Origin of the sequence: Vreelandella sulfidaeris, from assembly GCF_042429665.1 — a bacterium.
In the GTDB taxonomy this organism is placed as follows: Bacteria; Pseudomonadota; Gammaproteobacteria; order Pseudomonadales; family Halomonadaceae; genus Vreelandella.
The window spans coordinates 52,954-73,748 of record NZ_JBHMAC010000011.1 but is presented as its reverse complement, the minus strand read 5'-3'; the positions used below and the strand labels follow the sequence as shown (position 1 = coordinate 73,748).

The window sequence follows — 20,795 nt, the reverse complement described above, 5'->3', positions numbered from 1 at the left end:
GACTATGTTAAAGACCGCTGCGCTAAAAAAGACTGCTTTCGCTTCTGCTATCGCTGCTACCGCGCTGGTGCCGTTAAGCCAGGCTCAAGCCGCTGACTATCAAATCGATACGGAGGGTCAGCATGCCTTCGTTCAATTTAAAATTTCTCACCTAGGCTTTTCATATATTTTAGGTAGCTTTCAAGAGTTTGACGGCCAGTTCTCTTATGATTCAGACAATCTCGACGCTGCGTCTGCGAACATCAACGTGCAGGTGGATAGCCTGAGCAGTAATCACGCAGAGCGTGACCGTCACATTCTTAGCGGTGATTTCCTGAATGCCAGTGAATTTCCCACCGCGACCTTTAGCTCAACAGGATTCGAGCCAACGGAAGAAAATCAGGGCGTTCTCACCGGTGAGTTAACCCTTCACGGCGAAACCCAAGAGATTGAAATGCCTGTCACACTATTAGGTGAAGGCGAAGATCCATGGGGCAATTACCGTGCTGGTTTTGAAGGTAGCACTACGTTAAGCTTGTCCGATTACGGTATTGATATGAGCGATTTCCCAGAATCCATGCATGATGTAGAGCTTTACGTTACGTTCGAAGGCATTCGTCAGTAAACGCTGAGTGAAATGCTTGCGCCACCGTCCTTTAAAGGACGGTGGCGTTTTACGTTTTAACCATTGAAACTGGAGGTTATGTTTGGCAGCTGACATTCATCAAAAAGAGTTGGTGATAACCTTATGGCGTCAAACGTGGCCAATGGCGATTGGCGTATTGGCGCTATTGGGTTTTCAGCTTGTTGATAGTGCTTTTATTGCCCGTCTGGGCACAGCGCCGCTAGCCGCACAGTCGTTTACCTTCCCGCTGTCATTTTTAATTATCGGTATCCAGGTGGGGATGGGAATCGCGATTGCTGCGCTTATTTCAAGGGCATTGGGTGCGGATGAAGGCGAGCGCGCCAAACGTTTAAGCAGTTTAGTGTTGATGGCGGGTGGTGGTGTCATTGGCCTGTTGGCTATCGCTTTATGGATATTCCATACCGCTATCTTCCAGCTGTTGGGCGCCGATGAAAGCACGCTCGCTTATATTCGCATCTATTGGGCTCCTCAACTCCTAGCCGCTTGGCTGGGAGCACTTCTCTATTTCGGTTACAGCGTATTTCGCGCGCATGGTGATACTCGCCTACCGGGAAAAATGATGGTGTTGAGTAGCCTTATCAACCTTGTTCTTGATCCACTGTTTATTTTTGGTGTGGGAGACTGGGAAGGCTGGGGGCTACCGGGGGCGGCCTGGGCGACAGCGATCGCGTTTTCAGTTGGTATACTGATTACCTTTTTTAAACTAGCGCGCTATCAGTGGGCTTCTACTGATGGGCTGTGGCAAGAGGCGATAGCGTCATGGCGGCCCTTTACTGGGATTGCGGCACCTGCCATGGTCAGCCAGTTAATGCCGCCTTTAGCATCGATGCTGGCAATCGCTGTCGTCGCGGGGATAGGCGAAAGTGAAGTGGCGGCCTGGGGATTAGCCAGTCGTCTGGAAACGCTCTCATTGATGGTGGTACTAGCTATGACGATGTCGCTGCCACCATGGCTTGGGCGCTGTTATGGTGCCGGTGACTGGGGGCAAATACATCAGCTGATGGCGTTAGCACTCAAAGTAGCGTTGCTTTGGCAACTAGCGCTAGGTGTCTTGCTTGCCCTGATGGCGCCTTGGCTGGCCATGGCGCTAGCGGGAAGCCCAGATGTAGAAAACGAACTTACCCTATTAATTCGTTTTTTACTGCCTAGCTATGCGGCACTAGGGGTATGTATGTTGGTCGTTTCCGCAGGCAATGCGTTGGGCTGGCCACTGCGCGCCATGCTGTTGTCTAGTGCCCGGCTGTTTATTTGCTATTTGCCTTGTCTTTGGCTGGGTGCGCAGTTCTTAGGTTGGTGGGGGCTGGCAGCAGGGGCCGCCGTGGGCAATCTGCTGGCAGGGTTACTGGCGTGGCAAGTGTTAACACGTATTTTATCTCGCCCTCATCGGCAATCGGCAAACGTAGCTTAGCACTCTGTGTCTTGACCGAGCACTAACACGAAAACGCCCAGACACTGTCTGGGCGTTTTGCATAACGAAGGCGACAACACACTTAATCGTTAACGGCAGCGATCGCTTTGGCAAGGTAGGGTAGATTCTCGTGAGAGAAGCCCGCGACGTTGGCACGACCGGAGCGCACCATGTAGATACCAAACTCATCACGTAGACGATCAACCTGGTGCGGCGTGAGGCCGGTGTAAGAGAACATGCCACGCTGTTCAGCCACGCAGGCGTATTTCTGATCCAGACCGTAGGGCTTCAGCGCCTCTACAAAATCACGGCGTAGTGTGTTGATGCGGTCCCGCATTTCGGTAAGTTCTTCACGCCATAAAGCGGTTAACTCGGCGTCATGAAGGATTTCACTCACAATCGAGCCACCATGAGCGGGCGGATTGGAGTAATTTTCCCTGGCCACGATAGCCACCTGCGAGCGAATATTTTCCATCTGCTCGTGGTCTTTCGCGACCATGATCAAGCAACCGGTACGCTCACAATAAATACCAAAATTCTTTGAGCAGGAGCTGGTGATGATTGCTTCATCAAGATTTTCAGCTAATAGGCGAACACCGTAAGCGTCCTCATCCAAACCTTTACCAAAACCTTGGTAGGCAAAGTCAATCAATGGCAGTAGCTGACGCTCACGAACAATCTCAAGCACTTCCTGCCACTGGTCAGTGTTTAGATCAAAGCCAGTAGGGTTGTGGCAACAAGCATGCAGCACTACAACATCGCCTTCAGGAATACTTTTTAACGCTGCCCGCATACCTTCAAAATCCAGGCGGTTGTCAGCATCAACGTAAGGATATTTGTGCAGCTCAATACCGGCGGCGGTAAAAATGCCGTGGTGGTTAGGCCACGTCGGATCGCTTACCCAGATGCCTCGATCCGGCAACTGTGTGGCGATAAAATCAGCCGCTAAGCGCAGTGCGCCGGTGCCACCAGGCGATTGAGTTGCACTGGCGCGTTGCTTGCTAAGTACCGGCGAATCAGCGCCAAATACCATGGGAAGTACGACCTCGCCATAACTTGGCGAGCCATGAGAGCCAATATAGGTTTTCGTCGTTTCATTCTTGAGCAGGCGAGCTTCTGCTTCCTTAACGGCGCGCATTACCGGCGTATTGCCCTGAGTATCGCGGTAAACACCAACCCCTAGATCTACTTTTTGTGGATTGGTGTCTTTTTTGAAAGCTTCGATCAGCCCGAGAATGGCGTCTCCTGGGACTCGCTCAATATGCTCAAACATTTATTCGGCTACCTCGTCGGTTCTGGCGGCAAGAATGAAGTCATTAATGTGCAGGCCTTTAATGGCATGTGACCACCACGTCACGGTGGTTTTACCCCATTCAGTCACTAGAACGGGATGATGGCCAGCCTGCTCTGCAATATCACCAACGCGCTGTGTAAAGGCTAACGCGTTAGCGAAGTCGCGGAAGTTAAAACATCGCGACAGCTTCATGATGCCATCGTGCTCGACAATCTGCCACTGACTTAGGCTTTTTAACAGCGCTTGTGCTTCATGTTCGTTCAACGGCTGGGCATGTTTGCTGCACGGTTCGCAGTTGGACTGGGCAAGCGTCGACATTAATCAACTCCTTCTTGTGCAGAGTGTATTAACGTAGAAGGCAAACACAATTACGGCCAGCGTCCTTCGCTTTGTAAAGCGCTTGATCAGCTCGATCGATCAGGATCGACATTGGCTCACCACATCGATACTCAGCGACGCCAATGCTTAACGTTACCTGGCCTGTACCCATGCCGAAATCATGCACGCTGACGGTGTGACGAATACGGTCTGCAAGCGTATGGCATTGCTGTAACGGGGTCAGTGGCAGCACTACCATAAACTCTTCGCCTCCCAGGCGAGCGATCATATCCTCACAGCGCAGCAGTGACTGCGCCTGTATGGCAAGTTGTGTGAGTACGCTGTCGCCATACAGGTGGCCACAGCAATCATTGAGGCGTTTAAAATGATCAATATCGATCATCATGATGGAGAGCGGTGTGGCATGGCGTGAACTGAGTGAGACCGCATTCGTCAAGTGAAGCATTAGCTTTCGGCGATTGGGCAACTCAGTGAGAGGATCTGTATCGCATAGTTTTCTCAGCCGCTGCTCTTCGCCTACCTGATCACTAATATCAATCATGATGCCGTTCCACTGAACGCCACCGCTGATGGCAGTAGGTTTTGCACTGACTGCCACCCATCGGGAGTGACCTTTTCGAGATGAAAACCGAAAGCGTGTCGTCAGGGGAAGTAACGAGCGTGCCGAACGCTCAATCGCTGACATGATCTTCGGATGATCCTCCCCGATTAGTTCCTCCATGAGCTCTCCTGCGTTTTGCGCCAGCAGGCTACGGTCAATGTTTTTAAGTGTTGTGCTACATCCATTCAGGTAGGAAAAATGAAGTTGACCATCGTGATCGCGCTGAAACTGAAAAATCACCCCTGGGATATCAGGAACCAGCTGGTCCGCAGTGACCCGCTGAGGTGCGTCTATATCATTCACGGGCATGCGTGACACTCCCAACCTATGCCAATTAAAATTTGCTGGTTAGATTAACGGTAAATGCGCCAGGAATATGTAAGCCAGAGTAGGCAAAGTAACGTTTGTTTATACTTATTGTGCATATAGCTATTCATAATTTGAATAATAAAGGGCATGTTTAGCAATTAATACAGCCATGCTGGCGTTTGATGATAATATTAATTACTTTTTTTCATATTAAACATTTTTTTTATTCCAGAGGTGGTTTTCTTGGTGACGGAACGTGAGCAAGCGTTACAACACTATGGAAGTGTTAGCTTGGTGGGGGCAGGCCCTGGGGACCCCGATTTATTAACCCTTAAGGCATACAAACGCCTGCAAAGTGCAGAAGTTGTGTTATACGACCGCTTGGTTAGCGATGAAATTATTGCGCTGATACCGGCTCAGGCGCAGCGCTTTTATGTGGGTAAAGCACGTTCATTGCATAGCGTCCCTCAGGAGGGTATCAACCAAGCGCTCGTTGAATGGGCCCTGCAGGGTAAGCGTGTGGTTCGCCTCAAAGGGGGTGATCCGTTTATTTTTGGCCGGGGTGGCGAAGAGCTTGAAGCATTGGTGGCTGCTCAGGTAAACGTGGAGGTCATACCGGGGGTAACGGTTGCATCGGGCTGCGCGGCCTATGCAGGGATACCTTTAACGCACCGAGATCATGCCCAGTCAGTACGTTTTGTGACCGGTCATTTACAGCAAGGCAAGTGTGATCTGGACTGGGATGCATTAGCCCGGCCTGGACAAACCTTGGTCTTTTATATGGGCTTGGGCAGCGTTAGTGTGATCAGCCAAGCGTTAACGAACCACGGTCTGGCGCCCGATACCCCGCTGGCCTTAATTGAGCAGGGGACTACAAGGCAACAGTTAACCCATATCGGGACACTTGCGTCTTTGCCTGATGCGTTGTTGGCAGGAAAAATTAAACCGCCTACGCTAATTATAGTAGGAAGCGTCGTATCGCTACATACAACGCTTGCTTGGTTTGATCGCCAGCATGGTAAGGCATCGGGTTTTCATAAAGGTAAGCATCCCTCCTAGACAAAAAGGAGTGCTTATTCAACGATGATGTAACGGTGCGGAAACATTTGGTCACATTGTTATAAACGGACTGGCTAGATACAGTGAGCTGTGTATGCTGAAAGAGATCATCCACCGCTAGGATATGTTCAGTTAATTTTTTATCACGCAACTGATTATCGTTAGCTTTGGCAAACGTTAGCTTAGACCATAGAGGATCGCATAATGTCGGAAGCAAATAATTCGGATCACCAGTCGCCAGCCAACAAGCCGGAGCCGGCTAAAAAGCAGAGCATGAAAACCCTTTTTCAAGATAATCGTGTAAAGGCCATTGCTGGTATTGCAGCCATTGCGGTTATCTGGGCGATTATGGCGCAATCTAATGCAGGATCTCGCCAAGATCGCGTTGAAAACTTGGAAGAACAGCTAGCCAGCGCTGAGCAAGAAAATAATCAACTGAATCAACGTATCTCAGAAATTGAGGAAGCTGAAACCAGCCTTGCGGCGCTGCAAGAGGAGATGGCTGCCATAGAAGCGCAGCAAGGCGAGGCCCAATCTTCCTTGGAAAGCGCACAAAGTGATGTCAGTGAAGTACAGACACGACTAGAAGAGCTGACGTCTGAGCGTAACGCGTTGGAAGAACAGATTGCCTCTCTCAATGAGCAGGTGGAAAGCGCTGAAAGCGAAATGACGGGATTGCGTGAAGAACGTGATGAAATAACCAGTACACTGAATGATGCAGAAAGCACCCTTCAACAGGTAGAAGAGGCACGTCAAAGCGCTGAGGAGGCTCGCCAGGAAGCCGAAGCCGCTCGCCAGGAAGCTGAACAACAGCGTCAGCAAGCAGTGGAGGAATTGACCAGCACACAAGAAGAGCTGTCGACACTGGAAGAGCAGATTAACCAAGCTAACGAGCAGCTCAGCGGGCTGGAAGAAGACATGTCGACTGCGCAAAGTGAGTTGGATGAATTGCAAAATGAGCGCGATTCGCTGACCTCTGAGCGCGACGAGCTACAAAGTGATGTTGAGTCATTAACGGCGTTACGCGAAGAAGAAGAGCAGAGCTTGGACCAGGTGCGTAGTGAACTGGACGATGTGATGGTCGCGCTCGACATGGGCCGTGAAGAAGTCGCCAAGGTTGAAGATCAAATTGAAGCGCGTGAAGAGCAGTTAGAGCGCCTTGAAAGCCAACTGGGCGAGTGGCGTGATGAGCTATCAACATTAGACAGTCGTTTAGCTAATGCAGAGCGTGCCGCAGAACAAGCGACTTCATCGCCACAGAGCAGCGAGGAAGAGGCTTCACAAGGCGATGATTCACAGCAATCTTCTGCAAATGAAGGTGGCGTTACTCAGGGCTCAGGTAGCCAAGAGTCTGGCAAGCAGGGGTCTTCCATTGAAGAGGCTGCAAGCCAAGGGTCAGGTAAAGGCAGCGCTAGTGAGCCCTCTTCCGATGAGAGCGCTAACGATAGCAATGGCGGCACGCAAGCGCACCAGCAAAATGCTGACTGATACATTGCTATCGCCCCGATAGGCGTTAGTGCTTCGGTCGCGAAAGCGGGTGTCGGTTAACTGACACCCGCTTTCTTGTTACTGGTTTATGATTAAGGCCACGAGGGGTATCATTCCCTCAGTATCATTTCAGTTATGAAAGCCTAAGCGAGGAGTGCCAGTGAATGGATGGCGTTAAGCATATTATTGCCGTGGCTTCGGGTAAGGGTGGCGTAGGTAAATCGACCGTCACAGTGAACTTGGCATTGGCATTGGCCGCGCAGGGATATCGTGTAGGCGTCCTTGATGCGGATATTTATGGGCCTAGCCAAGCGCAAATGCTAGGTGTTGAAGAGGGCGTGCGTCCTCAATCGGCGGGAAATGATAAATTCCTGCCATTGCAGGCGCATGGCATTCAAGCCATGTCCATGGCGTTTATGGTCAATACGCGAGAGCCAATGGTATGGCGCGGACCGATGGTCGTAGGTGCTTTTCAGCAGATGCTCATGCAGACGCAGTGGGATAATCTAGACTTTCTGTTGATCGATATGCCGCCCGGAACGGGTGATATTCAATTGACGCTGGCCCAAAAAGTGCCGGTGTCCGGCGCAGTGATCGTTACTACGCCGCAGGATATTGCGCTATTGGATGCCCGTAAAGGGATCGAGATGTTCCGCAAGGTTAACGTTCCTGTGCTTGGTGTAGTTGAAAACATGAGCGTTTACCAGTGCGAAAAATGTGGCCACGAAGCCGCCATCTTTGGTACTGGTGGTGGAGACAATATTGCCCAGGAATACGATACCCGGGTGCTGGGAAGGCTGCCCTTGACGCTCTCGATTCGCGAGCTGACTGACTCTGGCCGACCCAGTGTCGTATCTGAACCCGAGGGGGCGGTAAGTAAAGTGTTTGCGACCATTGCTCAACAAGTGGCCGACTCAGTGGGTACACGCGAAGGCGGTGGCCCTACGATTTCTTTTAGCGAGTGATAACGACATAAATGAGTATCAAATCTGATAGTTGGATTCGTCGTATGGCCCAGAGCGACGCGATGATCGAGCCGTTTGAAGCGGAGCAGGTGCGCTATGTGAATGATCAGCGCGTTATATCCTACGGCACATCAAGCTACGGTTATGACGTGCGCTGCTCGGATGAATTCAAGGTCTTCACCAATATTCACTCGGCGATCGTTGACCCTAAAGCGTTTGATGCCAAGAGCTTTGTCGATATTACAAGCGACGTATGTATTATTCCGCCCAACTCGTTCGCGCTGGCGCGCACGGTGGAATACTTTCGTATTCCGCGCAATGTGCTGACAATTTGCTTGGGGAAATCCACGTATGCTCGCTGTGGCATTATTGTGAATGTCACTCCCTTGGAGCCCGAGTGGGAAGGGCACGTTACCTTGGAGTTTTCAAATACCACTAATCTGCCGGCCAAAATCTATGCCCATGAGGGCGTTGCTCAAATGCTGTTTTTAGAGTCGGATGAAGTGTGCGAAACCTCGTATAAGGATCGCGGAGGGAAATATATGGGCCAGCGTGGGGTAACATTGCCACGCACCTAGGAATCCCTAGGCCTTGATAAAAACCCCTGTCGGTTAGCTCCGTCAGGGGTTTTTAGTGTTAACCGCGCAGAGAGATTATCTGACTAGCTTTCTGATTCTTCATCTAACGCTTCATCCAACTCTTCAGCGGCATCAGCATGGGAGAGTCGCATGCCATGGGGGGGGAGCAGGTGACCATCCATTTTGGCCCCTTGGTCGGTAAACTGCAGCCTTCCTTCCAAAAACCACTGGACGGCAATCGGATAGATAAGGTGTTCGCGAGCGTGAACCTTTTCTTGCAGCGTCTCGACCGTATCCTCAGGGGTGACCTGAAGTTCGGCCTGCAACACGACAGGGCCCCCATCGAGTTCTTCCGTCACGAAATGAACGCTACAGCCGTGGCTGGTGACGCTGTCTCCCAGTGCACGCGCGTGGGTGTTTAACCCTTGGTATTCTGGCAGTAGTGAAGGGTGGATATTTAGCATACGGCCTAAAAAGCGCTGTACGAAGCGGGGCGTTAAAATACGCATAAAGCCAGCCAGTATTATTAAATCCGGCTCGTGGCGCTCTATAACCTTGACCAGCGCGCTGTCGTACGCTTCACGAGTATCATACTCCCGGTGAGGCAATGCTACCGCGTCGATGCCAGCATCACGAGCACGCTTTAAGGCATAAGCGTCAACAACATTGGAAATCACCGCGACTATTTCTCCGCCGCCCAGACGATCATGTGACTGAGCGTCGATCAGCGCCTGCAGGTTGCTTCCGCTACCGGACACAAGTACCACAATGCGCCGAGCATCGACAGGCTCAGGAGTGACATCTTTAATAGTATCGCTTTGGTAGTCCGTATTGGTCATGCCGGGAGATTCTCCAGAATGACGGCTTCCTCTTGGCGCTGAACGATCTCGCCAAGACGATAGACGCTTTCGCCTGCGGCTTCTAAATGGGCAGTCGCCAGCTCAGCTTGCTGGTGCGGTACAACGACCACCATCCCTATGCCGCAGTTAAGCACACGATGCATTTCGGTTTCGTTGACATTGCCATGCGCTTGCAGCCAGTCGAATACGGCGGGGCGCTGCCAACTGCCAATATCAATATGGGCAGCGAGGTTATCGGGCAGCACGCGGGGGATGTTTTCAAGTAAACCGCCGCCAGTAATATGCGATAGGGCGTGTACCGCAATGTCGGTGTCGCGCATTAACGAGAGCAAGGATTTAACATAGATGCGCGTAGGAGCCATAAGAGCGTCGCTCAGCGGCGTGCCGTCTATGTCGGTTGTCAAAGAAGCATTGCTGACCTCAAGGATCTTACGAATCAATGAGTAGCCGTTAGAGTGCGGGCCGGACGAGGCAAGTCCAAGGATGACATCGCCTGCGGCGACCTTGCTGCCATCTAAAATGTCTGCTTTTTCGACGACACCGACACAAAATCCCGCTAGATCATAATCGCTGCCTGCGTACATGCCCGGCATTTCGGCCGTTTCGCCACCGACCAGGGCACAGCCTGCCAGTTCGCAGCCAGCACCAATGCCGGTGACCACATCTGCGGCAATATCCACATCAAGCTTGCCCGTGGCATAGTAGTCAAGAAATAGCAGAGGCTCAGCGCCAGCCACGATCAGGTCGTTGACGCACATCGCGACTAAATCAATGCCGATCGTGTCGTGCTTGCCAAGATCCATGGCGAGGCGCAGCTTGGTGCCGACGCCATCCGTACCTGAGACAAGAACGGGCTGGCGGTAGCCCGGCGGTATTTCGCACAGTGCGCCAAAACCACCAAGTCCGCCCATGACTTCTGGGCGAGTAGTGCGTTTGGCGACATGCTTAATGCGGTCAACCAGTGCGTTACCGGCATCAATATCGACGCCTGCGTCTTTATAGCTAAGTGAAGGCGTAGCCGACGAAGAGGAAGTCTCGGTCATGACAGATCCTGTGAAACAAATAGCGGTGCTGGTAGTGCTGGCGACATGGCCAGTGCTGGGCGATAACTGGGATGGATTGTAACACTCAGTGGCGTTGGCCGCACCGCTGTCGCTCAGGATGAAAAGCAGACGAGCGCGTTTCGTTTATATCCGGCATAGTAGCGGTAATGTCTTGCAGTATGGGTTACATGCACGAGTGAGAGGGAACTATGCGGAATTCATGGTGGGTTATCATTTTTTTAGTGGTAATAGGCGGTACAGTTTTTTTATTAGACTCGGTGTTGATGCCCTTTGTTGCCGGCATGATTTTGGCCTATTTAGCGGACCCGTTAGCTAACCAGTTCCAGCGTTGGGGGATGAATCGCTCGCTGGCTGTATCGAGTGTCTTTATTGTGCTGCTGATTATGTTTATCTTGAGTTTGCTGGTGCTCATTCCGCTAATTGTCCAGCAGTTAAAACAGTTAGGCGACGCCATTCCCGATATCTTCAGTTGGGTGGAGAGAGTGCTCGCTCCTCAAGTTCAGGAGTGGACCGGTTACGATTTAACCGCAGAGTTAACCAATGTGCGTGAAACGCTGGTGGCAAACTGGCGTGATGCGGGAGGGTATCTCGCTCAAGCATTAGGTCATATTGGCCGCTCAGGAATGGCATTTGTTACGTGGATTACTTACGTGGCATTAATACCCGTCGTTACGTTTTACCTGTTGTTGGACTGGGATCGGCTGTTGAACAATATTGCCAATTTAATTCCCCGGCACTGGGCAGAAGATGCGTTTCGACTAGCGCGCCGCTGCGATGAAGTGTTGGCGTCATTTTTGCGCGGGCAACTGTTGGTCATGCTGTGTCTAGGCATTATTTATGCGGTAGGCTTGACGCTGATGGGACTTAACTTTGGCCTGCTTATCGGATTTGTATCGGGATTGGTCAGCATTGTGCCATTCTTGGGTTTTATTGTGGGCTTGGTGATTGCGCTTATCGTCGCGCTTTTCCAGTATGCTACCTGGTGGGCGGTGGTCGGCGTTATTTTAGTGTTTAGTATTGGGCAAATCGCCGAGAGTGTTATTCTTCAGCCTAAATTACTGGGCGATAAAATTGGCCTGCACCCGGTAGCGGTTATTTTTGCCGTATTAGCAGGTGGCAATCTGTTTGGATTAACCGGGGTGTTACTGGCACTACCAGTCGCTGCTGTGATTTTGGTACTGCTTAAGGAAGTGAAAGTGCGCTACCAGCATAGTGAGCTTTACGATGATAAAAACACTGACAAGCATACAACCATCATAGAGGTCAGTTCTTCTTACCATGATGAGCTGAGTGGTGATGACAAACGGGAGTCTCCATGAGCCGAATACCGGCACAGCTTCCCTTGGGAATTGGCCTGCGGGATGACGCGACCTTTGATAACTATTATACCGCGCAGAGAAACGTGCCGCTGGTAGAGCAACTCCATCATCAGCTTATCCCTGATGGAGAGCAGTTTCTTTATTTATGGGGCGCGCCAGGGGTAGGAAGAAGCCACCTGCTTCAAGCAGCTTGTCATGCCGCATCGGACAGCGATAAACGCGCGCTTTACCTCCCGCTAGAAGATTTAGGTCACTTTCCGCCATTAATGCTTGAAGATATCGAACGATTGGACATTGTGGCCATTGACGACCTTGAGTGTGTTATTGGCCGTAAGCGTTGGGAGGAGGCATTATTTCACGCCTTTAACCGCTTAAGGGACGCAGGCAAAAAACTGGTTATTGCCGCCAGCGCCTCTCCACGTCAATTAAATGTCGTATTGCCTGACCTTGCTTCACGTTTAACGTGGGGGGTGACCTTTCATGTTCATCCGCTTGAGGACGATGAACGTTTAGAGGCGCTAAAACTGCGCGCCAAGGTGAGAGGCATGCAGCTCCCGGATGATGTCGGGCGTTATATATTGCATCGCGGACCGCGCGAGTTGGGCGAACTGTGCCAGGCGGTGGAAACGCTTGATAAAGCGTCGCTGACGGCTAAACGAAAGCTTACCATCCCGTTTGTGAAATCTGCACTCAACTGGTGACCCTGCGTAGGCGCCATCATTAAAACACCCCCATCGGCATGCCGACAGGGGTGTTAATGGCCGCTTAGCTATTTAGCTCAAGCGACTTGCCTAAACCTTTTTGGTTTAAGACAATTATCGATTTAAGCAGTTTTGCTAATGTTGCTGACAGCGGATTGTGCCTGCTTTACATTTTCTTCGGTGATTTTCTGGCTTTTTTGAATAAAGTCCTGCTGTAGAGAAACAACCTTGTCAGCGTCTCCCTTCGCGCGCTCAGCCAAGTCTTTAGCAACTTTTTGCTGGCTTTCCATATAGCTACGCAGACCTTCAGCGTCTTTAACATTCATTATTTGACGCATTTGAGCGATGCCAGTATCCGTATAAGCTTTGCTGGCATCCAACTGGGCGTTGAGCATTTTTTCAGAGTAATCGATGCTTAGTGCCATGTAAGCGCGTGCTGGCGCCATGAACATGTTGTCAAACTGTTGAGCCATTTCATTAGTATTAAAAGTATTCATCATTATACCCTCCTGGGTGTCATCAGGTTTGCCTGAAACAGCAACCAAGGGAGGTGCTGCTTTTAAAAGGCAAGTTACCAAAGTTTTTCAAGCTATCTTGCGATGCAGCATAACAAGTGTTTTTGTGCAGTGCAACAATTGAGGCCGGTGCACCTCATTGCCCTGGATGAAAACGGAATAAATATAGCCGCATAGCGATAGCTATTGGCATGTTTACCCTGGCGGATTAACCAACTAACTTAAAGACAACGAGGATGTCTCTGACGAACGATTCAGCCGCTGGATGCTCAGAGTATCTATAAGTAGCGCTATCTATTTCACTAAAGGGAGTAAGCGTAATGGCCACAAGGATAGAACGAGACAGCATGGGTGAGCTTGAGGTACCGGCAGAAGCCCTTTATGGCGCCCAAACACAGCGAGCGATTAACAACTTTCCTGTGTCTCAATCGCCAATGCCCACGGCGTTTATCCATGCCGTGGCCCGCATCAAGTTAGCAGCGGCACGTGCCAATCAAACCTTGGGCGGCCTTGATAGCGAACGCGCCGAGGCCATTCAAAAAGCGGCGCGTGATGTCATTGCCGGCAAGCATGATCAGCAGTTTCCCATTGATGTGTTCCAGACAGGCTCTGGTACGTCCACCAACATGAACGTTAACGAGGTGCTGGCGACGTTGGCTAGTCGCGAGGGCGTTGAGGTGACGCCGAACGATCACGTCAATATGGGGCAGTCGAGTAATGACGTGATCCCAACCGCGATTCATCTCTCCGCCGCCATTGCCGTGCATGAAAACCTTCGGCCAGCGCTTGTTCACCTGCGTGACACGATCAACCAGCGAGCCGGCGAGCTAAGTCATGTCGTTAAAACTGGCCGAACGCACCTGATGGATGCGATGCCGCTGCGTATGGACCAAGAGCTGGGTGCATGGTCTAGTCAATTGAGTCAGGCGCTTGAGCGTTTTGATAGCGCCATGAAAAGGTTGTGCCGTTTAGCGCAAGGCGGCACCGCCGTTGGCACCGGTATCAATGCACCTGAAGGCTTTGCCGAGCAGGTCGCTCAGGAGCTCAGCGAGCAGACAGGGCTAATGTTTACGCCTAACGATAGCTTCTTTGCCAGTCTCTCTTCTCAAGATGCGGCTGTTGAGCTGTCAGGTCAGTTGAAGGGATTGGCGTGCGTCATCATGAAAATTGCCAATGACCTGCGCTGGATGAACTCTGGCCCGCTGGCCGGGTTGGGGGAGATTGAGCTTGAGGCATTGCAGCCTGGCAGCTCGATTATGCCGGGAAAGGTGAACCCGGTGATTCCAGAATCAGCAGCTCAAGCAGCGGCGCAGGTGATTGGACTGGATACAGCGATTACCGTTGCTGGTCAAAGCGGCAATTTCCAATTGAATGTGATGTTGCCTTTGGTCGCCTCCAACTTGCTTACGTCGATCAGCTTGATGAGTAACACCGCCAGGCTACTGGCTGATCGTGCGATTGCGACGTTTAAGGTGCGCGACGATAATCTGCAGGGTCCGCTGGCAAGAAACCCCATTCTGGTGACGGCGCTCAATGGGGTAATTGGTTATAACGCTGCGGCGGCCATCGCCAAAGAAGCTTATCAAGCAGGGCGGCCAATTATCGATGTGGCAGAAGAGAAAACAGAGCTTGATCGCGACACCTTGGAGCGACTGCTTGATCCGACCGTGTTAACCCAAGGGGGTATCCCCGAGTAACACGGACAGGAGCATTGGTGGGAGGCTTGGATTTCTGGTTAGGTTTCCTGCTGCTCGGTTTTGCCTTCCTGAATCGTTTCGCTGGCTTCGCTACGCTCTTCGGCATCGGCTTCGGGCGTTTCATGTTCATTCTTGCGCGAAGGGCGGTAGCAAAACGTCGCCAAAATAGGAAAATGGTCGGAACCAAAATAGTCCAGGCGGTGCATGTCGACTAGGGTAAAGTGCTCAGTTACAAAAATGTGGTCTAAGGGCCAGCGCAGTACTGGGTACTTAGCATGAAAAGTGCTAAACATGCCTCGCCCCCGACGTGGGTCAAGCATACCGCTAATGCGACAAAATAGCCGTGTCGTGCGCGACCACGCCACATCATTTAGATCTCCAGCGACTAGTGAAGGCTCGGGATTCTGGTGTATTTTTTTGCCTATCAGCAGCAGCTCAGCGTCGCGCCACAACGACTTTTCGCTTTCGCTAGGCGCGGGCGGGCGTGGATGGACCGCATAAAAACGAATGGTGTCACCGTTCGCTAGCGTGATGTAGGTGTGAATGGACGGTATGTCATCCTGGATAAGCCATTTAACCGTGGTGTCGGTAAGCGCTAAGTGTGAATACAGGTGCATTCCATAGAGATTATCTAGTGGGATTTTGACACTGTTAGGCCACTGCTCAGCGAGGGCTGGGTCAAGCTGGTCTTGCCACCACTGGTCGGACTCAAGGGTTAACACAATGTCCGGTTGATGCTGCTTGATCATATCAATCAGCGGCTGCGCCTGACGGTTTGGCGTCAGCACATTAGCAATCAACAATGTGATCGTTTTGTCATCGTCGTTGCTTTTTGCCCTTTTCACCTGAACCGGCCAAAGCGGCGTCCAGGGAATTATGTAGCAGCATTGGATTAATAGCGCGATGCCAGAGGCAATGATCGCTACCCATCGCCATGTTCCTTGCGAAACAAAAAATGCCGCGAGTAGGCAGGTAATGAGCGCTAGGAAGGCTATCTGTAAGCGTGGGAATTCGAAGCTACGAATCCACCACCAAGTCAATTCTATGCGAGCAATCAACGTTGCCATTAAAAGCGCAACGGCAACGCAACCTAGCAAAATCCCCAACATGCTTATCTCCCTTAGCATTACTCTGACATAAAGGTGCTAGCCTAGCGCTATACGGATATAAGTGTCGAATCAAACATCTCACTTTGACCACGAAAGGCGCCAAGCCGCTGCTCTTGTGGGAAATAGCTTGCAATTCAGTGGTAAGCGCGTAAGATATGCATCCGTTGCTCGGCACGCTTTGTTGCTGACGGTAAAGCAGGACCATAGCTCAGTTGGTTAGAGCGCCACGTTGACATCGTGGAGGTCGGCGGTTCAAATCCGCCTGGTCCTACCAGCTTTATGCAACCCTTTTTCATAGGACCATAGCTCAGTTGGTTAGAGCGCCACGTTGACATCGTGGAGGTCGGCGGTTCAAATCCGCCTGGTCCTACCAGTTACGGTCAAACAGTTTTTTCAAGCGCCCCATGCTTAGTTGCATGGGGCGTTTTTTTATGTGGTCTATGCCACATTTTGCACTAGGTTGGGTAAGTCAGTTTGGCGTATGAAGGTGGCTACCAGAGCTTCAATGCCCGCTTGGTCCTGTTCGCTAAAACGCCCGTGTAGAGGGCTATCCAGATCAAGTACCCCCCACAGGTGGTTATCAACAACGATTGGAACCACTAACTCTGAGCGGGAGTTGGCGTCACAGGCGATGTGATCCGCCACCGCATGAACATCCTCGACCCGCTGAGTGGTTTCCAGGCGAGCGGCAGCGCCGCATACGCCTTTGTTGAACGGGATTGGGTGGCAGGCGGGCTGGCCTTGGAACGGCCCCAGGCCCAATACCTTAGGCTGGCGCTGTAAATAAAAGCCTGCCCAATTTAAGTTGCCGAGCTGTTGGTAAAGAAAAGCGCTGGTTTGGGCGCTATTGGTAATCCAGTCGCGGGTATCAAGCAGTGCTTCAAGCTGGCGATTGAGAAGTGTGTAGTCGACAGAGGAATGCATTCTATTTCCTTAGCTCAAGAGCGCATAAAACCGGCACTAGGCCGGTTTTATTGTATCGTAACCACCCGCAGCAACGCGGTGGGTGGTTAATCGGGGTTTTACTCGGTCCAGCCAGGCACCGCTGCGCCTTTAAACAATTCTTCAGCTTTTTCGATTACTTCGTCGCGCTGATAAGCGTCGACCAGCTGACGGATCTCTTCGCGATCTTCATCACCACCGCGGACAGCGATCAGATTCACATAAGGTGACTCCGGGCCCTCTTTGATCAAGGCATCATCCAAGCTTAAACCGGCTGGCTGCGCGAAGGTGTTGTTAATAAAGGCCATGTCAACATCGGGCAGGACGCGAGGAAGCTGTGCCGCTTCGATTTCACGGAAACGAAAGCCGCGTGGGTTTTCGGCGATATCGAGAGGCGTCGCTTCCAGGAATTCGGGATCGTTTAGCGTAATCAGGCCTTCATTATGCATCAGGATCAATGCACGACCTTCATTGGAAGGGTCGTTGGGTAGCGCAATTTGGGCGCCATCAGGTAGATCGTCGATGCTTTCGTATTTTTCTGAGTAAGCGCCAATCGGGTAGACGAAGGTGTAGCCTGCAATGGCCAAGTCATAGCCACGGTCATCAACCATCGACTGTAAGTAGGGTTCGTGCTGGTAGGCGTTGGCATCTAGGCTGCCATCAGCAAGGGCCGCATTGGGTGTGACGTAATCAGTGAACTCAATGATTTCGACATCCAGGTCGTACTCTTCTTTGGCGATCCGCGCAGCGACTTCCATTACTTCTGTTTCTGGGCCGGCCACAGTGCCCATCTTAATACTGCGTGTGTCGGCATTGGCGACATTAACTGCAAGTGCTAGCGCCGTCAGGCTACCAATAATAAGTTTTTGCATGATGAGTTCTCCAGTGACGTTGTTCATGATTATCAATGATGAGGCAATAAAAAACCGTTGTCTAATGCGTTTTTGTTATAAGTAATGGGAGTGGCATGGGTTTATTTACGGTCACTTTTACGTACAAGGTAGTCGCCAAGGCTTTGGAAGCCCTGCACCATTACCACCAGAATTACCACTGTAATCAGCATGATAGTGGGATTGAAGCGGTTGTACCCATAGCGGATACCTAAATCGCCTAGGCCACCGCCGCCGACCGCGCCAGCCATGGCGGAGTAGCTAACCAGTGTAACCACCGTGATGGTTAAACCGGTCATAATGCCTCCGCGGGCTTCTGGAATCAGTACTTTGCGAATGATTTGCCATGGTGTTGCTCCCATGGCTTGGGCAGCCTCGATTAAACCAGGCGAAATCTCATTGAGCGCTGCCTCTACCAGTCGCGCGACAAATGGGATGGCGGCGATAGTGAGTGGTACGGAGGCGGCGTTGATGCCAATCGACGTGCCAACGAGCATGCGTGTAAAGGGAATGATCGCGACCATCAAAATAATAAACGGAATCGAGCGGCCAACGTTGGTGATAATACTTAGCGTTTGATTTAGCACTGGCTGCGCCAGAATCTGGCGTGGCCGCGTCACATACAGCAGCACGCCTAGCGGTAAACCTACCAGGGTGGAGATAAGTCCCGATACGGCCACCATGTAAAGAGTATCCAGCGTGGCCTGTAAAATAAGATCAATCATTGCGCTGGACATGGCCGAGTACCTCTACCTGTAGTTGATGAGATTCAAGATACGTCATCGCTTGCTGGGTTTGCGCCGGGGTGCCTAAAAGCTCGGCTATCATTAAGCCTAAGGTGCGTTCCTGAATTGATTCTACTTTCGCTTGCAAAATGCTCACATCGACCCCGCACTCCCGGGCAAGACGCGAAATCAGCGGAGTGGACACCGCATCACCTGAAAAGGTAAGCCGTACCACGGGGTGAGTGTTGTCGCCGGGGGTGTCGGCTAGCCTTTCGATTAGCTCTTTGGGAGGAGATAGCTGAAGAAAATCGTTCAGGAAATCACGCCCAAGCTGAGTACTGGGGGCGGTAAAGAAATCGCCTACTTCTGCATCTTCTACCAGTTTGCCGTCAGAGATCAGACTCACCCGATGGCAAATCGACTTAACCACTTCCATCTCGTGCGTGATTAATAAAATGGTAATGCCTAGCTGGTGATTGATGTCGCGCAGTAGCTCCAATATAGAGCTGGTGGTTTGCGGGTCTAGGGCAGAGGTCGCTTCATCGCACAATAAAACTTGAGGTTTGCTGGCGAGCGCTCGGGCAATCGCGACACGCTGCTTTTGACCACCCGAAAGTTGAGCAGGGTACTGGCTCTCTTTATCTGCCAGGCCGACCATCTCTAATAGCTCAAGCACGCGTTCGCGAATAGCGTGGCGCTTTTGTCCCATCAACTCCAAAGGCAGGGCCACGTTGTCAAAGACAGTGCGGGTGGTTAATAAATTGAAATGTTGAAAAATCATGCCGATACGGTGGCGTGCACGATTAAGGTCTGCGTTACTTAATTGAGTCATCTCTTGACCATCCACCGTAACGCTTCCGCTGGTGGGGCGCTCTAGTAGATTAACGCAGCGTATTAATGTGGACTTTCCAGCACCAGAGAGGCCAATAACACCATGAATAGTGCCTTTGGGCACGATGAGGTTGGCTTCTTTTAGGGCATGTACGGCGTTTGCACCGCTGCCATAGGTTTTACTAACGTTGCTAAGTTCGATCATAGCGTCTGCCTTAACGGTAGGCCGAAAACCAAATCCGAAAGTCAATTGCGGGAGTGCGCACTAATGTAGCTATACATTGGCGGCTAATAACCGGGCGGCTAACGTGGGGTGGTCCAAGCATAGCGGATAAAAAAAGGCCACCCTAATGGGCGGCCATCAACGCTGGACACACCCTTTTAGCTGCACTTCACCAGGTCATTGATCTGGTGGACGCCCGCAATCTGGGTACAAATCGGCGCCTTTACATTTGGGGCGGGATTTTAAAGATACAAAAGAGCCATGTCAATTGTAACCGTCTGATTTTGCGGATTTGTCTTGAATAATAACGTTATTTTCTGCAGTGCGCGTATTTATCAGTGGTTAAGACTACTGGCGACACCTAGAAGATTCATATTGAAGGCAGCGTCAGAATGCTTGGTCAAGCTTAAAATGGACAGCGCTGGAGCGTTAAGGACAGCTAATGCGTCAACGGAGAGTGCACAAACGATAGCATCTAGTAGTAAGCTTAGTAATTTGCTGTAGCGATACCCTCGCTCACAATTGCAATTCAGTTTTCCTCATGCATTTTCATCATCCCGTTTTATTACTCAGGAGTAAAAAGCCATATGTTTACCGGCATTGTGCAAGGGGTAGCCAAGGTGGTGGCTGTACGTGAGCTGGACGATTTTCGCGTGCATGTGGTTGAAATGCCTCCTGCCATGCGCGAAGGGCTTGAGATCGGCGCATCGGTCGCTCATAACGGGGTGTGCCTCACTGTTACCGCGATAGAAGGCGATAGCGTTAGTTTTGATTTGATGCGTGAAACGCTGCGACTGACTAATCTTGGTGCAATCTCGCCAGGGCAATGCGTCAATATAGAGCGCGCAGCGCGCTTTGGTGATGAGATTGGCGGCCACTCCATGTCAGGCCATATTATTTCCATGGCAGAGGTGGTCTCAATAGAGGAGGCGCCCAATAACCGTCGTTTGTGGTTTGCGATGCCGGAGCGATTTGCTCGTTTCGTGTTTGAAAAAGGTTACATCGGCGTAGACGGCATTAGCTTGACCATTGGCGATGTGCGGCGTGCTGAAGAGGGGGGAGTGGAGTTTAGCGTCAATTTGATTCCAGAAACGTTGTCTCGCACCACGCTTAAAGATCGTGCCTCAGGCGGGATGGTGAATATAGAAATCGATCCGCAGACTCAGGTGATCGTTGAAACAGTCGAACGCGTGTTAAATCAGCAAGGCCGGTAACCTTGCTATCGGTCCATAAATTGACCGATCGGTTAAGTC

Annotated in this window: 21 protein-coding genes and 2 tRNA genes; 12 read left to right on the top strand and 11 right to left on the bottom strand. The window is 51.2% G+C overall.

Translation table 11 applies throughout. From position 1 onward, the window contains the following. Positions 1–4 precede the first annotated feature (4 nt). Positions 5–604: a YceI family protein gene (locus ACFFLD_RS12260; RefSeq protein WP_386041014.1), complete on the top strand. Its 600-nt coding sequence runs from the start codon at positions 5–7 to the stop codon at positions 602–604. Positions 605–686: 82 nt separating this feature from the next. Then, a complete protein-coding gene (locus ACFFLD_RS12255) occupies positions 687–2,033 on the top strand; it encodes an MATE family efflux transporter (RefSeq protein WP_386041012.1) in 1,347 nt (448 codons plus the stop codon). A gap of 82 nt (positions 2,034–2,115) precedes the next feature. On the opposite strand, the gene ACFFLD_RS12250 is transcribed toward ACFFLD_RS12255, so the two are convergent. Genes ACFFLD_RS12250 through ACFFLD_RS12240 form a run of 3 tightly spaced genes read right to left on the bottom strand, consistent with a single transcriptional unit; the run spans position 2,116 to position 4,576 of the window. Next, complete coding sequence (locus ACFFLD_RS12250; RefSeq protein ID WP_386041010.1) at positions 2,116–3,306, bottom strand: amino acid aminotransferase; 1,191 nt, start codon at positions 3,304–3,306, stop codon at positions 2,116–2,118. After that, positions 3,307–3,645: a 4a-hydroxytetrahydrobiopterin dehydratase gene (locus tag ACFFLD_RS12245; protein WP_386041008.1), complete on the bottom strand. Its 339-nt coding sequence runs from the start codon at positions 3,643–3,645 to the stop codon at positions 3,307–3,309. 28 nt (positions 3,646–3,673) lie between these two features. Then, on the bottom strand, positions 3,674–4,576 hold the full coding sequence (locus ACFFLD_RS12240) for a GGDEF domain-containing protein (protein WP_386041006.1): 903 nt from the start codon (positions 4,574–4,576) through the stop codon (positions 3,674–3,676). 243 nt (positions 4,577–4,819) lie between these two features. On the opposite strand from ACFFLD_RS12240, the gene cobA reads away from it, so the two are divergent. The 4 genes from cobA to dcd all read left to right on the top strand — a co-directional run bounded on the left by cobA (position 4,820) and on the right by dcd (position 8,666). Further along, complete coding sequence (cobA, locus tag ACFFLD_RS12235; RefSeq protein WP_386041004.1) at positions 4,820–5,635, top strand: uroporphyrinogen-III C-methyltransferase; 816 nt, start codon at positions 4,820–4,822, stop codon at positions 5,633–5,635. A gap of 204 nt (positions 5,636–5,839) precedes the next feature. Beyond that, on the top strand, positions 5,840–7,123 hold the full coding sequence (locus ACFFLD_RS12230; protein WP_386041002.1) for a kinesin: 1,284 nt from the start codon (positions 5,840–5,842) through the stop codon (positions 7,121–7,123). 164 nt (positions 7,124–7,287) lie between these two features. Beyond that, positions 7,288–8,088 (top strand): iron-sulfur cluster carrier protein ApbC, encoded by an 801-nt coding sequence (apbC, locus tag ACFFLD_RS12225; RefSeq protein WP_386041000.1) that lies wholly within the window; start codon positions 7,288–7,290, stop codon positions 8,086–8,088. An 11-nt stretch (positions 8,089–8,099) separates the two neighbouring features. After that, the gene (gene dcd / locus ACFFLD_RS12220) at positions 8,100–8,666 is read left to right on the top strand and encodes a dCTP deaminase (protein WP_386040996.1); all 567 of its coding nucleotides are present in this window, start codon (positions 8,100–8,102) and stop codon (positions 8,664–8,666) included. A gap of 83 nt (positions 8,667–8,749) precedes the next feature. On the opposite strand, the gene purN is transcribed toward dcd, so the two are convergent. Continuing rightward, positions 8,750–9,505: a phosphoribosylglycinamide formyltransferase gene (gene purN / locus ACFFLD_RS12215; protein WP_386040994.1), complete on the bottom strand. Its 756-nt coding sequence runs from the start codon at positions 9,503–9,505 to the stop codon at positions 8,750–8,752. Further along, positions 9,502–10,569, bottom strand: coding sequence for a phosphoribosylformylglycinamidine cyclo-ligase (gene purM / locus ACFFLD_RS12210; protein WP_386040992.1), 1,068 nt, complete (start codon positions 10,567–10,569; stop codon positions 9,502–9,504). Before purM ends, purN begins: the two co-directional genes overlap by 4 nt. A 209-nt stretch (positions 10,570–10,778) precedes the next feature. Between purM and ACFFLD_RS12205 the strand changes: the two genes are divergently transcribed. Both ACFFLD_RS12205 and hda read left to right on the top strand, forming a co-directional pair. Then, on the top strand, positions 10,779–11,909 hold the full coding sequence (locus ACFFLD_RS12205) for an AI-2E family transporter (protein ID WP_386040989.1): 1,131 nt from the start codon (positions 10,779–10,781) through the stop codon (positions 11,907–11,909). After that, positions 11,906–12,610: a DnaA regulatory inactivator Hda gene (gene hda, locus ACFFLD_RS12200; RefSeq protein WP_386040987.1), complete on the top strand. Its 705-nt coding sequence runs from the start codon at positions 11,906–11,908 to the stop codon at positions 12,608–12,610. Before ACFFLD_RS12205 ends, hda begins: the two co-directional genes overlap by 4 nt. Positions 12,611–12,732: 122 nt before the next feature. Here the strand turns inward: hda and ACFFLD_RS12195 are convergent, their stop codons facing one another. Continuing rightward, positions 12,733–13,107, bottom strand: a complete 375-nt coding sequence (locus ACFFLD_RS12195) for a phasin family protein (RefSeq protein ID WP_386041540.1) — start codon at positions 13,105–13,107, stop codon at positions 12,733–12,735. A 338-nt stretch (positions 13,108–13,445) separates the two neighbouring features. Here ACFFLD_RS12195 and ACFFLD_RS12190 point away from each other — a divergent pair, with 338 nt between their 5' ends. Then, positions 13,446–14,822 (top strand): class II fumarate hydratase, encoded by a 1,377-nt coding sequence (locus ACFFLD_RS12190; protein ID WP_386040985.1) that lies wholly within the window; start codon positions 13,446–13,448, stop codon positions 14,820–14,822. A gap of 38 nt (positions 14,823–14,860) precedes the next feature. On the opposite strand, the gene ACFFLD_RS12185 is transcribed toward ACFFLD_RS12190, so the two are convergent. Continuing rightward, positions 14,861–15,931 (bottom strand): endonuclease/exonuclease/phosphatase family protein, encoded by a 1,071-nt coding sequence (locus ACFFLD_RS12185; RefSeq protein WP_386040983.1) that lies wholly within the window; start codon positions 15,929–15,931, stop codon positions 14,861–14,863. A 197-nt stretch (positions 15,932–16,128) separates the two neighbouring features. Here ACFFLD_RS12185 and ACFFLD_RS12180 point away from each other — a divergent pair. Together ACFFLD_RS12180 and ACFFLD_RS12175 are read left to right on the top strand one after the other, a co-directional pair. Continuing rightward, positions 16,129–16,205: transfer RNA gene (locus ACFFLD_RS12180), tRNA-Val, on the top strand. 22 nt (positions 16,206–16,227) lie between these two features. Then, a tRNA-Val gene (locus tag ACFFLD_RS12175) sits at positions 16,228–16,304 on the top strand. A gap of 65 nt (positions 16,305–16,369) precedes the next feature. Here ACFFLD_RS12175 and ACFFLD_RS12170 read toward each other — a convergent pair. The 4 genes from ACFFLD_RS12170 to ACFFLD_RS12155 form a co-directional block, all read right to left on the bottom strand. Then, the gene (locus ACFFLD_RS12170; protein ID WP_386040981.1) at positions 16,370–16,855 is read right to left on the bottom strand and encodes a GAF domain-containing protein; all 486 of its coding nucleotides are present in this window, start codon (positions 16,853–16,855) and stop codon (positions 16,370–16,372) included. Positions 16,856–16,953: 98 nt separating this feature from the next. Beyond that, on the bottom strand, positions 16,954–17,745 hold the full coding sequence (locus ACFFLD_RS12165; RefSeq protein WP_386040979.1) for a MetQ/NlpA family ABC transporter substrate-binding protein: 792 nt from the start codon (positions 17,743–17,745) through the stop codon (positions 16,954–16,956). Positions 17,746–17,846: 101 nt separating this feature from the next. Continuing rightward, positions 17,847–18,500 (bottom strand): methionine ABC transporter permease, encoded by a 654-nt coding sequence (locus tag ACFFLD_RS12160; RefSeq protein ID WP_386040977.1) that lies wholly within the window; start codon positions 18,498–18,500, stop codon positions 17,847–17,849. Continuing rightward, positions 18,481–19,524 (bottom strand): methionine ABC transporter ATP-binding protein, encoded by a 1,044-nt coding sequence (locus tag ACFFLD_RS12155; protein WP_386040975.1) that lies wholly within the window; start codon positions 19,522–19,524, stop codon positions 18,481–18,483. Before ACFFLD_RS12155 ends, ACFFLD_RS12160 begins: the two co-directional genes overlap by 20 nt. A 605-nt stretch (positions 19,525–20,129) precedes the next feature. On the opposite strand from ACFFLD_RS12155, the gene ACFFLD_RS12150 reads away from it, so the two are divergent. Then, positions 20,130–20,756: a riboflavin synthase subunit alpha gene (locus ACFFLD_RS12150; RefSeq protein ID WP_386040973.1), complete on the top strand. Its 627-nt coding sequence runs from the start codon at positions 20,130–20,132 to the stop codon at positions 20,754–20,756. Positions 20,757–20,795: the final 39 nt, after the last annotated feature.